The sequence below is a fragment of the Afipia clevelandensis ATCC 49720 genome, from assembly GCF_000336555.1.
GTDB classification, from domain to species: Bacteria; Pseudomonadota; Alphaproteobacteria; order Rhizobiales; family Xanthobacteraceae; genus Afipia; species Afipia clevelandensis.
Genome location: NZ_KB375281.1, coordinates 207,506 through 222,837 on the forward strand (window position 1 = coordinate 207,506; position 15,332 = coordinate 222,837).

The 15,332-nt window shown below is 62.0% G+C and carries 12 protein-coding genes; 4 read left to right on the forward strand and 8 right to left on the reverse strand.

Annotated elements, in window-relative coordinates; translation table 11 throughout:
- The 4 genes from HMPREF9696_RS00930 to HMPREF9696_RS00945 all read right to left on the reverse strand — a co-directional run bounded on the left by HMPREF9696_RS00930 (position 1) and on the right by HMPREF9696_RS00945 (position 5,092).
- Positions 1-1,296 carry an O-acetylhomoserine aminocarboxypropyltransferase gene (locus HMPREF9696_RS00930; protein ID WP_002711054.1) on the reverse strand — a complete coding sequence of 432 codons (1,296 nt, stop codon included), beginning with the start codon at positions 1,294-1,296 and terminating at the stop codon, positions 1-3.
- A gap of 114 nt (positions 1,297-1,410) precedes the next feature.
- Positions 1,411-2,832: an amidase gene (locus tag HMPREF9696_RS00935; protein ID WP_002711055.1), complete on the reverse strand. Its 1,422-nt coding sequence runs from the start codon at positions 2,830-2,832 to the stop codon at positions 1,411-1,413.
- 121 nt (positions 2,833-2,953) lie between these two features.
- Positions 2,954-4,183, reverse strand: a complete 1,230-nt coding sequence (locus tag HMPREF9696_RS00940) for an ABC transporter substrate-binding protein (RefSeq protein ID WP_002711056.1) — start codon at positions 4,181-4,183, stop codon at positions 2,954-2,956.
- A 36-nt stretch (positions 4,184-4,219) separates the two neighbouring features.
- On the reverse strand, positions 4,220-5,092 hold the full coding sequence (locus tag HMPREF9696_RS00945; RefSeq protein ID WP_002711057.1) for an SDR family oxidoreductase: 873 nt from the start codon (positions 5,090-5,092) through the stop codon (positions 4,220-4,222).
- Positions 5,093-5,201: 109 nt separating this feature from the next.
- Here HMPREF9696_RS00945 and HMPREF9696_RS00950 point away from each other — a divergent pair, with 109 nt between their 5' ends.
- From HMPREF9696_RS00950 to HMPREF9696_RS00965, 4 genes are all read left to right on the forward strand, one after another.
- Positions 5,202-6,011 carry a crotonase/enoyl-CoA hydratase family protein gene (locus tag HMPREF9696_RS00950; RefSeq protein ID WP_002711058.1) on the forward strand — a complete coding sequence of 270 codons (810 nt, stop codon included), beginning with the start codon at positions 5,202-5,204 and terminating at the stop codon, positions 6,009-6,011.
- 11 nt (positions 6,012-6,022) lie between these two features.
- Positions 6,023-7,570 (forward strand): acyl-CoA synthetase, encoded by a 1,548-nt coding sequence (locus HMPREF9696_RS00955; protein WP_002711059.1) that lies wholly within the window; start codon positions 6,023-6,025, stop codon positions 7,568-7,570.
- Positions 7,571-7,671: 101 nt separating this feature from the next.
- Positions 7,672-10,476, forward strand: coding sequence for a phosphoenolpyruvate carboxylase (gene ppc / locus HMPREF9696_RS00960; RefSeq protein WP_002711060.1), 2,805 nt, complete (start codon positions 7,672-7,674; stop codon positions 10,474-10,476).
- 41 nt (positions 10,477-10,517) lie between these two features.
- On the forward strand, positions 10,518-11,306 hold the full coding sequence (locus tag HMPREF9696_RS00965; protein WP_002711061.1) for a crotonase/enoyl-CoA hydratase family protein: 789 nt from the start codon (positions 10,518-10,520) through the stop codon (positions 11,304-11,306).
- A gap of 10 nt (positions 11,307-11,316) precedes the next feature.
- On the opposite strand, the gene HMPREF9696_RS00970 is transcribed toward HMPREF9696_RS00965, so the two are convergent.
- From HMPREF9696_RS00970 to HMPREF9696_RS00985, 4 genes are all read right to left on the reverse strand, one after another.
- A complete protein-coding gene (locus HMPREF9696_RS00970; protein ID WP_002711062.1) occupies positions 11,317-12,666 on the reverse strand; it encodes a metal-dependent hydrolase family protein in 1,350 nt (449 codons plus the stop codon).
- A 141-nt stretch (positions 12,667-12,807) separates the two neighbouring features.
- Positions 12,808-13,728 (reverse strand): SDR family NAD(P)-dependent oxidoreductase, encoded by a 921-nt coding sequence (locus tag HMPREF9696_RS00975; protein ID WP_002711063.1) that lies wholly within the window; start codon positions 13,726-13,728, stop codon positions 12,808-12,810.
- A 32-nt stretch (positions 13,729-13,760) separates the two neighbouring features.
- Positions 13,761-14,900, reverse strand: a complete 1,140-nt coding sequence (locus HMPREF9696_RS00980; protein ID WP_002711064.1) for a thiolase C-terminal domain-containing protein — start codon at positions 14,898-14,900, stop codon at positions 13,761-13,763.
- Positions 14,901-14,905: 5 nt separating this feature from the next.
- Complete coding sequence (locus HMPREF9696_RS00985) at positions 14,906-15,319, reverse strand: Zn-ribbon domain-containing OB-fold protein (protein WP_002711065.1); 414 nt, start codon at positions 15,317-15,319, stop codon at positions 14,906-14,908.
- Between the last annotated feature and the right edge of the window lie 13 nt (positions 15,320-15,332).

The window sequence follows — 15,332 nt, forward strand, 5'->3', positions numbered from 1 at the left end:
TCAAGCCTTCTGTGAAAAACGCAGCGCCTGGCCGAGGTCGCCGATAATGTCTTCTGCGGCTTCGATGCCGATGGAGAGGCGGATCAGTTCTTCGCCGATGCCCGCGGTCTTCAACTGCTCCGCGTTCATCTGCTGATGTGTGGTGCTGGCCGGATGGATAACCAGGGTTTTCGCGTCGCCGACATTCGCCAGATGGCTGGCGAGTCTCAGTGCCTCGATGAACTTGCGGCCTGCGTCACGTCCGCCCTTGATGCCAAAAGTGATGATCGACCCTGCGCCCCGCGGCAGCAGCTTTTTGGCGAGTTCATGATCGGGGTGGTCGTCGAGCGAAGGGTGGGTCACCCACTCGACGGCCTTGTTCGACTTCAGGAAGTCCACCACGGCGGCGGCATTCTCGACATGGCGTTGCATGCGCACATGCAAGGTTTCCACGCCCTGCAGGATCTGGAAGGCATTGGTCGGCGACAGGCACGCGCCGAAATCTCGCAGGCCCTCTGCGCGGGCGCGCATGATGAAGGCCTGCGGGCCAAATTCCTCGGCGAAAACGATGCCGTGATAGCCGTCATAGGGCTTTGTCAGTGTCGGAAACTTGCCGGACCTTTCCCAGTCGAAATGTCCGCCGTCGACAATCACGCCGCCGATGGCGATGCCATGGCCGCCGATCCACTTGGTGATTGAGTTCATCACAATGTCCGCGCCCATTTCGATGGGGCGGGCCAGATAGGGCGTTGCGAAGGTGTTGTCGATCAGCAGCGGAATGCCTGCGTCATGCGCGATCTTTGACACTGCCGGAATGTCGAGCACTTCAAGGCCGGGATTGCCGATGGTTTCGCCGATCACCAGTTTTGTATTCGGCTTGATCGCGGCCTTGATGCCATCGAGGTCGCGCGGTTTCACAAAGGTCGTGGTGATGCCGAAGCGCGGCAGTGTATGCGTCAAAAGGTTGATGGTTCCGCCGTACAGCGATGCTGAGGCGACGATGTGATCGCCTGCATTCAGCAGCGTGGCGATGGCCAGATGCAGCGCGGCCATGCCGCTCGCGGTGCAGACCGCGCCGACGCCGTTTTCTAGCGCGGCAAGGCGTTCCTCGAGGACCGCAATGGTCGGGTTCGAGATGCGCGTGTAGATATGGCCCGCGCGCTCCAGATTGAACAAAGCTGCCGCGTGATCGGCGTCCTGAAATACGTAGGACGTCGTCTGATAGATCGGAACGGCACGCGAGCCGGTGACCGGATCGGGATGCTGGCCCGCATGCAGGCTGAGAGTGTCGAATGCGGGAGGTTTGGGCGCGGCCATTTAATCCTCGTCAGTGATGAGCGCGTTATGTTTCATGCGGGCTCTCCGATTGCAAGCAGGGCATGATCCCGAAAGGTGGAAACCGGTTTTCGGACAAGATCATGCCCTCAGGAGTCAGCCCTTGCGCGGATCAATCGGCGTGATGGCGCCGAGCCCGAGAATGGTTTCGAGCATTTTTCCAGCCGCCAGCGCCCGCGCTTCCCCGCGGGGTGGCGCGACGATCTGCAATCCCACCGGCAGGTTCTCGCGCGTAAAGCCGCAAGGGATCGACAGGCCGGGGCAGCAGGCGATGGTGATCGCGGAGACGATGGCGAGCCAGCCGACATAGTTGTCGAACGTCACGCCGTTGCATTCGGCGAGATAGCGTTGCTCGACCGGGAATGGCGCAACAATGGTGGTCGGGCACAGCAGCAGATCGTAGGTCTCGAAGAAGGCGATGGCGCGGTTCATCAGGGTCACGCGCTGCGCTTCGGCCCGCTCGATGTCTCCGAGTGTGAGTTTAAGGCCTTCCTCGATGTTCCAGATCACCTCTGGCTTCAATTGATCGCGGTGCGACTTGAGCAGCTTGCCCTTGGTCAGCACGTAATCATAGGCACGCAGCACATGGGCACATTCCACGGCCTCTTTGAAGTCAGGATGTGCTTCTTCGACAATCACGCCGGCTTCGGCAAAGCGCTGCGCGGCCTTGCGGGTAATCTCCGCGACTTCCGGGTCAACCGGAGAAATGCCGAGCGTGGACGAGTAGGCGATGCGCTTTGGCTTTGCGCCGGAGCGCGCGGCAGAGAGAAACGACGTCGGCAATCGGGGGAGTGACAGCGCGTCGCCAATATGTTCACCGGACATCGCGTCCAGCATCAGCGCCAGATCCTCGACGTTGCGGGCCATCGGGCCGTCGGCGCTCAGGGTCCGATCGACCTTTGCCGCTTGTGAGTGCGCCACGCGGCCGATGCTGGGGCGCATGCCGGTCACGCCGCAGAAGCTGGCGGGATTGCGCAGCGAGCCGCCGACGTCTGTGCCATGGGCCAGCCACGCGGTGCCACTCGCCAGCGCGGCCGCCGCGCCGCCCGACGAGCCGGATGCGGAGCGGGAGAGATTCCACGGGTTTCGCGTCGCGCCGAACACCTCGTTGAAAGTCTGCGCGCCGGCGCCGAATTCGGGCGTGTTGGATTTGGCGTAGACGATGGCGCCGTTGGTCTCGAGATTTTCGACCACGATGTTGGATTTGGTTGCGACTACATCCTTGAAGATCGGTGAGCCTTGCGTGGTCCGCACCCCGGCGACGTCGGTCAGGTCCTTTATGGGTACCGGCATCCCGGCGAGCAGGCCACGCTCGGCGAGCGGCTTTTTCATCAATGTGTCGGCGTGGTCGCGGGCGCGGTCGAAACAGAGAATGGGGAGGGCGTTGACCTCGCCGTCCACTTTCCGGATTCTGGCTTCCAGCGCATCGAGCAGATCGTGGGGGGTAATCTCGTTCTTGCGCAGCCGCTCGACGATATCGCAGGCCGTTGCCTGCACGAGTTCTTCACTGGATCCCACGAAATTGCCTCCCGTTTCTTGGCTGCTTTGACGCCAATATAACGGGAGGCATTTGAATGGCGAGACGAAATTACCAGAATTTCGGCCCGCCGGATCGGATCATGTAAGCGCCATGCGCAGGTCAGCGCTTGACGCTGGAGGCTTCACCGTCCTGCACCTCGCCAAACAGCTCCCAGCGCTCGCCCTTGAACCGCATGAGCTGCAGTTGCTCGATCGGGGCGAAATCGGTTGCGCTGGTCTTGATCAGAACGCCCGGCAGCAGGCCGCCCTGCTGAATGCCGCCGATGCTGGCCGCCTGTTTCATGACGTTCTCACGGGTGAGATTGTCGCCGCACTGCTTCAGCACCGCAGCCATGGTCTGCGCCATGTTGTAGCCGGTGAGGGCGGAGCTGTCCGCGACATTGGCTTCGGGGACATACTTGGCGAGAAATGCCTTGTATTCCTTCATGCCGGGATCGTCGTTCCACTGCGGATCGGAGGTGTCCTTGGCGTAGGCTGCGGAAATCACGCCCTGTGCGTTGTCGAAACCGGCGGGCTTCATCACCGTTGCGGTGGATGCGCTGACGTTAGAAATGATCAGCATCGGCTTCCACGCCAGTTCACCGACCTTCTTGATGGTCTGCGCGCCGAACTTCGGCGTGGTGAAGACCAGCAGCACGTCCGGATTCAGGGTCTTGAGCTTTACGATATGCGAGTCGATCGTCGGCTCGGACAGTTCGTAGCTTTCCTCGGCGACGATCATGGACTTCTTGTCACCCAGGCCGTCCTGCACGCCCTTGAGGTAATCCTTACCGAAGTCGTCGTTCTGATAAAGAATCGCGACCTTCGCGTTCGGCTTTTCCTTCAGGAGATACTTGGCGTAGATGCGCGCCTCGCTCTGGTAGCTCGGCAGCCAGCCCATGGTCCAGGGAAACGATTTCGGATCGTTCCACTTGGTCGCGCCGGTGGCGAGAAACAGATGCGGGGTCTTCTTCGCATTCATGTATTTGTGGATCGCCGAGTTCGACGGCGTGCCGAGCGCACCGAACACCAGCAGCACTTCGTCGCTTTCGACCAGCTTGCGGGTCTGCTCGACGGCCTTCGGCGGGCTGTAGGCGTCGTCATAGGAAATGAAATTGATTTTGCGGCCGTTGATGCCGCCGTCATCGTTCACTTTCTTGAAGTAGCCTTCCATCGCCTTGCCGACGACGCCGTAGGCGGAAGCCGGGCCGCTGTAGGGGATAATGTTGCCGATCTTGATTTCCGTATCGGTTGCCCCGGTATCATATTTTTTCTGGGCCATCGCGGTGCCGGTCGCCGACATCAGGAATCCAGCGGCAACGGCAACGTGTAGCGGTCTTAACAAACGCATTCAGTTTCTCCCTTTCATTTTCTTTGCGGCGAGCGTTTATGAGCGCTTCGCCTTGTCCTTTTCGTTTTGCGCCATGATGGCGTCGCGTGCTGCGCTCCAGTCGGAATCCGTCCAGTCGCGCAATTGGTAGAAATTACCACCCATGGCCAGCGCCTGCGCGCCGTCCATGGCGATGGTCTCGCCATTGATCCAGTCGCAGCCGCCGGAAATCAGAAAGGTGGCGAGGTTCTGCAACTCCTCCATGCGTCCGACCCGGCCCATCGGATTCATGGCGATGGTGCGTGCGCCGGCTTCGTCGCCGGGCTTGATACGCTTGCTCATGCCTTCCGTCGGGATTTCACCCGGCGCAATGGTGTTGAGCCGAATGCCGTAGCGGCCCCATTCGGTCGCCAGCGACATGGTCATGGCATGGATCGCGGATTTGCTCATCGCGGACGGCACCACATAGGGGCTGCCGTTACGTACCCATGTCACCGTAATCGACACGACATTGCCGCGGTGGCCGCCGGCGATCCACCGCTTGCCGACTGCATGGGTGACGTAGAACGTGCCGTGCATCACGATATTGGCGACAGCATCGAATCCGCGCGGCGTCAGGTCCTGGGTGCGCGCGATGAAGTTGCCCGCGGCGTTGTTGATCAGGTCGGTGAGGGGGCCACCCTTGAAGGTCTCCTCGATCATCGCGTCCACCGCAGCCGCGTCACGGATATCCACGCCGTGCGCCGTGACCTTGCCGCCATGCGCCTTCATCAGTTCGGCGGCGGTTTCCTCGCAGACGCCCTTGCGGCGCCCGCAGATGTGAATTTCCGCGCCAAGGCTGAGGAATTTCGCCGCCATGGCCCTGCCGAGACCGGTGCCGCCACCCGTCACCAGGATTTTGCGGCCCGCAAGAAGACGATCTGTGAACATGGTGCAATCCTGCCCTGAACGATATTGTTTGATTAGTTAGTTGATTAATTAAAACAGGGTGGGCTAACCCTGTAAAGAGAAGAGATCAAAAACTTGAGGGAGAACGCCAATGACTGCCGCCAGCGATCGGATCACGGTTTCGATGTCTGAAGGGGTCGCCGACGTCCGGCTGGTCCGCGTGGACAAGATGAATGCGCTGGACGCGCCGATGTTCAATGCGCTGGTCGATACCGCCGAGCGGCTCCGAACCGAAAAGGGCCTGCGCGCGGTGGTGCTGTCGGGCGAGGGACGGGCATTCTGCGCCGGTCTCGATATGGGGCGTTTTGCCGCAATGAATGACGGCACCAGCGATCTGCGCGATCTCGCCAAGCGCACGCACGGTCTCGCCAATCACTCGCAGCAGGCGGTGTGGGGCTGGCGGCAACTCCCGGTGCCGGTGATCGCGGCCGTGCATGGCGTCGCATTCGGCGGAGGCTTTCAATTGGCCATTGGCGCGGACATGCGCTTTCTTGCTCCGGATGCGCGCATGTCGGTCACCGAAATCAAATGGGGCCTTGTCCCGGACATGGCCGGCACGCCGATTCTCGCGCGCCTGGTGCGCGACGACATCCTGCGCGACCTCGCCTTTACCGGCCGGATTTTCTCCGCGCAGGAGGCCATGAGCTACGGCCTCGCGACACGCATCTGCGATGATCCACGGGCGGAAGCCCTGGCGGCGGCGCGCGAGATCGCCGGCAAGAACCCCGACGCCATCCGCGGCATCAAGCGTATGCTCAATGGCCTCGGCGGGGATCCGGGCCCGGCGTTGCTGGCGGAATCCGTCGAGCAGATGAAGGTGATGGGGACGCCGAACCAGACCGAGGCCGTGCGCGCCAATATCGAAAAGCGCGCTCCGAAATTCGTGGATGGCGCGAACTAAGGGGCAGAGGTATGTCGGCTTCGGAAAAACGCGCGACGGGAATCGTCAGCGGCGATCGCCGCAAGACGCGGGATGAAGTGAACGAGCGGGCGCGCCTGATCGCAGGCGGCCTCGCGGCGCTCGGTGTAAAGCAGGGTGACAGCGTCGGCGTCCTGATGCGCAACGACATTGCGTTTCTCGAGGCCGCGTATGCCGTCATGACGCTCGGGGCCTATGCGGTTCCGATCAACTGGCATTTCAAGTCCGATGAGATCGCCTATGTCGTTGGCGACTCCGGGGCGCGCGTGTTGATCGGCCATGCCGATCTGCTGCACGGGCTGGCCGGAGTCCTTCCAGCCGGTGTGACCATGCTCAGCGTGGCGCCGCCATTGGAAATCGTCTCCACCTACCGGATCGACCCGGGCCTGTGTGCCGCCGCAACGGGCACAATCGATTTCGACGCATGGCTCGGCAAGCAGACGCCTTATGACGGGCCTGCGTTGCCGCAACCGCAGAACATGATCTACACGTCCGGCACCACAGGGCATCCCAAGGGCGTCAAACGCTATGCTCCGACGCCGGAGCAGACCGCATCCATGGAAGCGATGCGTGCGCTGATCTACGGGCTGAAGCCCGGCGTGCGTGCGCTGTTGCCGGGGCCACTGTATCATTCGGCGCCCAATGCCTTCGGTCTGCGCGCGGGGCGGCTCGGCGATCTGCTGGTGATCATGCCGCGTTTCGATGCCGAGGAATTCCTGCGGATCATCGACGAGCAGAAGATCGACAACGTCTTCATGGTTCCGACCATGTTCACCCGGTTGCTCAAGCTGCCGGACAGCGTTCGCAAATCCTACGATGTCTCGTCATTGCGTCACATCATCCACGCGGCCGCGCCATGTCCGGCCGATGTGAAGCGGGCGATGATCGAATGGTTCGGCCCCGTGATCTTCGAGTTCTACGGCAGCACGGAATCCGGCGCGGTGACCTTCGCCAGTTCGGAAGATGCGCTGAAGAAGCCCGGTACGGTCGGCAAGATTTCGCCCGGCGCCGAACTGCGATTTATTGCAGACGATGGCCGGATCCTGCCGCAGGGTGAGATCGGCGAAATCTATTCGCGTATCGCCGCCAATCCGGATTTCACCTATCACAACAAGCCCGAGAAGCGCGCCGAGATCGAACGCGAAGGGTTCATTACCAGCGGCGACGTCGGATATATCGACGCCGACGGCTATGTGTTCATCTGCGATCGCAAGCGCGACATGGTGATCTCCGGCGGCGTCAATATCTATCCGGCCGAGATCGAGGCCGTGCTGCACGGCCTGTCCGGTGTGCATGATTGCGCGGTGTTCGGTATCCCGGATGAGGAATTCGGCGAAGCCTTGATGGCGGTGGTCGAGCCTCAGCCGGGTGTAACACTCGATGTTGTTGCGCTCCGCGAACAGCTCAAGCTGGCGCTGGCCGGCTACAAGGTGCCCAAGCATATCGAGGTGCAGCAGAACCTTCCCCGCGAGGATTCCGGCAAGATTTTCAAACGGCGGCTGCGCGATCCGTATTGGCAACGCGCCGGACGCAACATCTAGCGCGTCCGCTAGCGCAGCGGCTTCCGTTTCTTGCGGCTTGCGCCGCTACGGAAAACTTGCGACTGGAAGAATGCCGGTCATTTTCCTGTAGCGGGTGCCCCATGTCGTCAGAAGCGTTCTCATCCAGAACTCGCGACACCAGCCTTCGCGATGGGGACAACCCGCTCTCCGACGATGACGCGCTGCTGCGCGCCGACATCAGGCGGCTGGGGCGGATTCTCGGCGACACGGTCCGCGATCAGGAAGGGGCCGATGTGTTCGATCTGGTCGAACGCATCCGGCAAACCTCAATACGCTTCCACCGTGATGACGACAAACCCGCGCGCCGGGAACTGGAGACCATTCTGGACGGGATGTCGATCCCGGATACCCTGCGTATCGTCCGTGCCTTCAGCTATTTCTCGCATCTCGCGAACATCGCCGAGGACCAGAACAATATCCGCCAGCGCCGCGCGCAGGACATGGCGTCCCGTCCCGGAATCCTGTCGCGCGCCCTGACGCGGGCGAAGGAGGCCGGCATTGGCGCAGATGCGCTGCGGGATTTCTTCGCCAAGGCGCAAGTCTCCCCGGTTCTGACCGCGCATCCGACCGAGGTTCGCCGCAAGAGCACGATCGACCGCGAGATGGAAATCGCCTCGGTGCTCGATATCCGCGAACGCACCCAGATGACGGCCGGGGAACTGGCGGCAAGCGACGAGCAACTGCGCCGCGCCGTGGTGACGCTGTGGCAGACCAACCTGCTGCGCCGGACCAAGCTGACGGTGCTGGACGAAGTCTCAAATGGTCTGTCGTTCTACGATTATACGTTCCTGCGCGAAGTGCCCCGGCTGCATTGTGCGCTGGAAGATCGGCTGGCCGTGGAGGGCGGGACCTCTGTCGAAGCGCATGACGTGCCGGAGCTCGCAACATTCCTCAAAATGGGAAGCTGGATCGGCGGCGACCGCGACGGAAACCCTTTCGTCACGGCGGAGGTGATGCGCGGAGCGCTCAATCTCCATGCCACCCGCGCGCTGCGTTTCTATCTGGCTGAACTGCACGAACTTGGAGCGGAACTGTCGCTCGCGGCCCATCTGGCGGATGTTTCTCCGGAACTGCGCGCGCTGGCGGCGCAATCGCCGGATTCCTCGCCGCACCGGAGCGGCGAGCCGTATCGCCTTGCTGTATCCGGAATCTACGCGCGGCTCGCTGCGACCGCGCTGAAGCTGAAGATCGAAACCAGCCGTCCGCCGGTTGGAGCCGCCGAGCCCTACGCCGGCCCGGCGGAATTATTGCGCGATCTCGATGTGTTGCATGCGTCGCTGGTGGCGAACAATTCACTGGTGATCGCGCGCGGGCGCTTGCGGCATCTGCGTAGAGCGGTGGATTGTTTTGGTTTTCATCTCGCTGCGCTCGATATGCGCCAGAATTCGGCGGTTCATGAGCGGACCATTACAGAACTGTTCGAGGCGGTGGCGCCCGGCACGAATTACAAGGACCTGTCCGAAGAGGCGCGCATCGCGCTGCTGTCGCGCGAACTGGGTACGGCGCGACCGCTCGCCTCGCAATTTGTCGTCTACAGCGAGGAGACGATCAAGGAGCTGGCGGTGCTGCGCGCCGCCGCGGACGCGCACGCCATATTCGGCGATGCCGTTATTCCCCAATGCATCATCTCGATGACCGAAGGCGCGTCTGACCTGCTCGAGGTCGCAGTGCTGCTGAAGGAAGTCGGTCTGGTATCGCCGGACGGCACCAGCCGCCTCAACATTGTGCCTTTGTTCGAGACCATCGACGACCTGCGCCAGTGCGCGCAGATCATGGACCGCCTGTTCTCGCTACCGGAATATCGACGCCTTGTTGAAAGCCGGGGCAACATTCAGGAGGTGATGCTCGGCTATTCGGACAGCAACAAGGACGGCGGTTTCGTCACCTCGGGCTGGGAGCTCTACAAGGCCGAGATCAGCCTGATCGAGGTGTTCGAGCGTCATGGCGTACGGCTTCGGCTGTTTCATGGGCGCGGCGGCTCGGTGGGCCGCGGCGGCGGGCCGAGTTATGACGCGATTCTGGCGCAGCCGGGCGGGGCGGTGAACGGACAAATCCGCATCACCGAGCAGGGCGAAATCATCTCCAGCAAATACTCCAACGCCGACGTCGGCCGTCACAATCTCGAAATCCTCACCGCCGCGACGCTGGAAGCCAGCCTTTTACAGCCGAAGCGCTCTGCGCCGCGCGACGAATATATCGCCGCGATGGAAGAGCTTTCCAATCTTGCCTATGCGGCCTATCGCAATCTTGTCTACGAGACCGAAGGCTTCGAGGACTATTTCTGGGCCTCCACGGTGATCTCTGAAATCTCGACGCTCAATATCGGCAGCCGCCCGGCCTCGCGCACCAAGACGCGCAAGATCGAGGATTTGCGCGCGATCCCTTGGGTGTTCAGTTGGGCGCAGTGCCGCCTGATGTTGCCAGGCTGGTATGGCTTCGGCAGCGCGGTCGATGCGTGGATCAAGCAGCATCCGGACAAAGGCATCGCGTTCCTTCAGGAGCTCTATCGGGAGTGGCCGTTCTTTCAGACCCTGCTCTCGAACATGGACATGGTGCTATCCAAGAGCAGCATCGCCATCGCGTCGCGCTATGCCGATCTTGTGCCGGATGAGAAGCTGCGCACCGCCATCTTCAGCCGCATCCGCGCCGAATGGCACGAATCCATCGAAACACTGCTAACCATCATGGGGCATGACCGGCTGCTGCAGGGGAATCCGTTGCTCGAGCGGTCGATCCGCAATCGATTCCCATATCTCGACCCGCTCAACCATGTGCAGGTCGAGCTGCTGCAGGCGCATCGCGCGCAGAGCACGGACGAACAGGTGTTGCGCGGCATACAGCTTACCATCAACGGAATTTCGGCGGGGCTGCGCAATAGCGGCTAGGTTCAAAAAAATACAAGAATTAGGAACAACGGGAGGCATCAATGAGCGAGATGGATACCATCCTTGTGGAGCATGACGGCCCGGTGACGATCGTTTCGATCAACCGGCCCGAACGCAAGAATGCGGTCGATGGCGCGACGGCGCGCCGCCTGTTCGATGCCTTCCGCGCGTTCGATGCCGATCCGGAATCCTCGGTCGCTGTGTTCACAGGTACGGGCGGCGCGTTCTGCGCAGGCGCCGACCTCAAGGCGGTCGCTATCGGGGATCGCGAGAAGAAGCGGGAGCTTGGCGGACATGACAGCATCGCGCCGATGGGGCCGAGCCGGTTGCGCCTGAGCAAGCCGGTGATTGCCGCCGTTGAAGGTCACGCGGTGGCGGGCGGCATGGAATTGGCGCTGTGGGCCGACATGCGCGTGGTCGGCGAGGGCGCGACCTTCGGAATTTTCTGCCGCCGCTTCGGCGTGCCGCTGATTGATCTTGGTACCATCCGTCTGCCGCGGCTGATCGGTCATTCCCGCGCGATGGATCTGATCCTCACCGGGCGTCCGGTCGATGCGAAGGAGGCCTTCGAGATCGGGATCGCCAATCGCCTTGTGCCGAACGGAGAGGCGCGGACGCACGCGATTGCGCTGGCGCACGATCTGGCCAAATTTCCACAGGCCTGTCTGCGCAATGACAAGCGCTCGGCGCTGCGACAGTGGGACCTCGAGGAAGAAGACGCGATCAACGATGAGATGCAGGGCGGCCTCGGCGTCATCGCATCCGGCGAGACACTGGAAGGCGCCAAGCGCTTCGCCAGCGGTACAGGGAGGCACGGGTCGTTCAAATGAAACGCGACGGTCAGTGCGCGGCGTTCTTGTAGATAACGCCGTCCTTCATGACGATTGAAAAATTCTTCGTCGGGTCGGCGATCAGGTCAAGATTGGACAGTGGATCGCCGTTGACCAGAATGAGGTCCGCGAGCGCGCCTTCCGCGACAATGCCAAGCTTGCCTTCATAAGGTGCGCGCGGCCCGCTCAACGCCAGCAGTTGCGCGTTGTCATAGGTCACCATCTTGAGGATTTCCGCCGGCGTGAACCACTGCCGCAGCGCGAGAATGAGACTGTTTTGCTGCGCATTCAGCTCCGGCTCGAACAGCAGATCGGTGCCCCAGGCCAGTTTGACCCCATGCTTCTTTGCCATCGGCCAGAGGCGTGCGTTGCCTGCGATGATATCGGCGCGCTTTTTGCGCCGCTCCTCGGTCATGTTGGGCGAGTCGGGAATGAGATTCTGTGCACTGAGCCATACGCCGCGCTGGGCCATCAGTTCGATGGTCGGCTCGTCCAGCAATTGGCCGTGCTCGATGCATTTCACGCCGGCCTCGATGGCGCGGCGTACGGCGCGGGGCGTGTAAGCATGCACGGCGACATAGGTGTTCCAGTCGTCGGCGGCCTCGACGGCGGCCTTCATCTCGTCGAGCGTGTATTGGGTCACGTCGATCGGATCGTACGCTGACGAGGTGCCGCCACCCGCCATCAGCTTGATCTGGCTGGCGCCCATCCGCAGGTTTTCGCGTGTTGCAGTCAGGACGTCGTCACGTCCGTCGGCGATGAAGGTCGCTCCATATTCCTCGGCGCGGGATGGTTTGCCGAAGAACCGGCGCGAACGCTCACTGGGTGTCCTGAAGTCGCCATGTCCCGAGGTCTGTGAGATCACGGCCCCGGAAGGCCAGATGCGAGGGCCGGGCGTTTTTCCCGCGTCGATGGCGCGCTTGAGGGGAAAGATCGGGCCGCCCATGTCCCGCACGGCGGTAAAGCCACGCAGCAGCATCTGTCCGGCAGATCTTGTCATTGCCGACCCCAGCTTCTCGGGCGTGGTGTCGGGGCTGTAGAGTTGGGTTAGCAGAAGGCTTCCGAAGCCGATATGGACGTGGACGTCGATCAGCCCGGGCATCAGCGTCTGGCCCTTGCCGTCGATGATCTTCGCGCCCGCCGCTGCTTTTGCCGAGGAGCCGATGGCCGCAATCTTGTTGCCTGTGACGGCAACATCGGTCGCTGGCCCGAGTTCCCCCTTGAGCACGTTAAGCACGCGCACATTGCGGAACACGGTTTCGGGCGGCGCTGACTGTTGTGCTGAAGCAGGGACTGTGAGGATCAGGAGAGCTGCGCAAGGCGCGATCAGGCACGCCTTCGTCCAGAACCTTGCGATCATTGGCTGTGCCTCTGTCGTGTCAGTTGGGCCCAGCGTGTGACAGTTCACACCAAACGACAAGCACGATTTCGCGCGGCGCAGATACGTCAAAGTTCTGCGCCGCATCGGCTTGCGACAACGAATCTCTCAATATTTAGAGAATCAGACCGGATCCCACGGGAAGATGTCGGCGGAACGGTCCAGCTTGTAGAACGAGGACTTCAGCGCCGGCATGCCGTGTTCGGCAATGGTCTGCGGGGTCCAGCCTTCGCCGCGATGGATCGAGCGCAGCGGGCGCGACTGGCCCATCAGGAAGATTTCGTTCATGCGCACCGCGAAAATCTGTCCGGTGACATCCTTGGCGGCATCACTGAGCAGGAAGGCGACGACGGGCGCGATCTTGTCCGCGCTCATACGCTGCATGCGGGCGACGCGCGCCTTCTCTTCTTCCGTCTCCGTCGGGATGGTGCCGATCATGCGGCTCCAGGCGAACGGCGAAATGCAGTTCGAGCGCACATTGAAGCGCTCCATATCGAGCGCGATCGACTTGGAAAGGCCGACAATGCCGAGTTTGGCGGCGGCGTAGTTGGCCTGTCCGAAATTGCCGATCAGGCCCGAGGTGGAGGTGAAGTGGACGAAGTTGCCGCTTTCCTGCTCGCGGAAAATGCGGGCCGCCGCATGCGAGGTGTAGAACGAGCCCATCAGGTGAACCTTGATGACGGCCTCGAACGCATCGATGCTCATGCGATGGAAGATCGCATCGCGCAGGATGCCGGCGTTGTTCACCACGCCGTCGAGGCGGCCATAGGTGTCCACGGCTTGCTTGATGATCTTGCTGGCAGGAACGGCTTCCGCCACGGACTCAAAGTTGGCCGTCGCCGTGCCGCCGCGCTTCTTGATCTCCTCGACCACTTCTTCGGCAGGCGCTGCGCTGGAGCCCGAGCCATCCGACGATCCGCCGGGATCGTTGACGACGACCTTGGCGCCTTCTGCAGCGGCGAGCAGTGCGATTTCGCGGCCGATGCCGCGGCCCGCGCCGGTGACGATGACGACCTTGCCGTCCAGCGATTTGGTGTTTGCCATTTTCGATTGCTCCTGTGTCTTGTCGCCGCTGGTCAGCGTTCGTTGGTGAAAATGATGGTGCCGGAGGCGGCGAACATGCCGCCGACGCCGTGGCACACTGAAATCTTCGCATTCGGCACCTGCGCCGGCGCGATGCCACGCATCTGCCGCACGCTCTCCTGCAGAGCGTACATGCCGTACATGCCCGAATGCATGTAGCTGAGGCCGCCGCCATTGGTGTTCATCGGCAGCTTGCCGCCCGGGCGGGTGTTGCCGTCGGCGATGAACTTGCCCGTTTCTTCATGCGGCATGAAGCCGAGATCGCCGAGGCCGTAGAGGGGGAGGTGCGCGAAGGCGTCGTAGATCATCAGGTGATCGACATCCTTATGCGCGATACCGGCTTCGCGGAACGCGGTCGGGCCTGCCACCTTGAACGCGCGGGACGAGTTGAAGGTCTCCATCTGGCTGACCATCGGCGTCTCGACGCTTTCGCCGGTGCCGAGAATATAGACCGGCTTTTGCGGGAAATCCTTTGCACGGTCGGCGCTGGTGAGGATCAGCGCGCCGCCGCCGTCGGTGACGAGGCAGCATTGCAGCAGGCGGAACGGATAGGCGATCATCCGCGAGTTGAGCACGTCCTCCACCGTGATCGGATCCTTCATCGAAGCGCGCGGATTTTTCGCAGCCCATTCGCGCTGAACAACGGCGACCATGGCGAGCTGCTCATGGGTGATGCCGTAGGTCTTCATGAAGCGCAGCACGGGAATCGGAAACATGCTGGGCGGGCCGTACACACCGAACGGAGCCTCGAACTGGCCCTGAAGGCTGTCGGCGGGAATCGAACGCGGCAGCTTGCCAATCATCGACTTGCCGCTTTCGGCGTGGGTGATCAGTACGGTCTTGCAGAGACCGGCCTCAATGGCCGCCGCTGCATGGCGGACGTGGAGCATGAACGAACAGCCGCCGACCGACGTGCCGTCCACCCATGTCGGCGTGATGCCGAGATAATGGGCGATCTGCTGCGGCGTCTCCACCGCTGTCGCGATGCCGTCGATGTCCGAGAGCTTCAATCCGGCATCCGCGATCGCATTCAGCGCTGCGTCTGCGTGCAACTGAATCTGCGACATATCCGGAATAACGCCGAGCTTGGTGGTTTCTGCTGCACCGACGACGGCAACCTGATTTCTGCGCATGATGCTTATCCCTTCGCCGGACGGAACTGGGCCAGGGTGATCTTGTCGCTGACGCTCTCAAAGGCGACTTCGAGTTTCATGTCGAGGACAAGCGCTTCAGGCGTCTGCGGGCAATCGACAATGTTGCTCATCATCCGCGGACCCTCATCGAGTTCGACCACGGCGATGGCGTAGGGCGGCGTGAAGCCCGGCGCGGCGGGGCGATGATTGATGACATAGCTGTAGAGCTTGCCCTTGCCGCTGGCCTTGAAAACGCTGACCTTGCGCGATGCGCAGGAGGGACAGAACGGGCGGGGCGGGAAATAGACATGCGAACAGTCGTCGCAGCGCTGCAAGCGGAGTTCGTTCGCCTGGGTTCCTTCCCAGAAGTGCTTGGTTTCCGGTGTCGGCACCGGCAAGGCGCGCGAAGGTGCAGCCATCAGTCGTCTCTCC

Coding starts and splice junctions, on each gene's coding strand:
- HMPREF9696_RS00970 (WP_002711062.1), bottom strand. CDS start 12,666: ATGATCGCAAGGTTCTGGACGAAGGCGTGCCTGATCGCGCCTTGCGCA.
- HMPREF9696_RS00985 (WP_002711065.1), bottom strand. CDS start 15,319: ATGGCTGCACCTTCGCGCGCCTTGCCGGTGCCGACACCGGAAACCAAG.
- HMPREF9696_RS00930 (WP_002711054.1), bottom strand. CDS start 1,296: ATGGCCGCGCCCAAACCTCCCGCATTCGACACTCTCAGCCTGCATGCG.
- HMPREF9696_RS00955 (WP_002711059.1), top strand. CDS start 6,023: ATGTCGGCTTCGGAAAAACGCGCGACGGGAATCGTCAGCGGCGATCGC.
- HMPREF9696_RS00975 (WP_002711063.1), bottom strand. CDS start 13,728: ATGGCAAACACCAAATCGCTGGACGGCAAGGTCGTCATCGTCACCGGC.
- HMPREF9696_RS00980 (WP_002711064.1), bottom strand. CDS start 14,900: ATGCGCAGAAATCAGGTTGCCGTCGTCGGTGCAGCAGAAACCACCAAG.
- HMPREF9696_RS00965 (WP_002711061.1), top strand. CDS start 10,518: ATGAGCGAGATGGATACCATCCTTGTGGAGCATGACGGCCCGGTGACG.
- HMPREF9696_RS00945 (WP_002711057.1), bottom strand. CDS start 5,092: ATGTTCACAGATCGTCTTCTTGCGGGCCGCAAAATCCTGGTGACGGGT.
- ppc (WP_002711060.1), top strand. CDS start 7,672: ATGTCGTCAGAAGCGTTCTCATCCAGAACTCGCGACACCAGCCTTCGC.
- HMPREF9696_RS00940 (WP_002711056.1), bottom strand. CDS start 4,183: ATGCGTTTGTTAAGACCGCTACACGTTGCCGTTGCCGCTGGATTCCTG.
- HMPREF9696_RS00950 (WP_002711058.1), top strand. CDS start 5,202: ATGACTGCCGCCAGCGATCGGATCACGGTTTCGATGTCTGAAGGGGTC.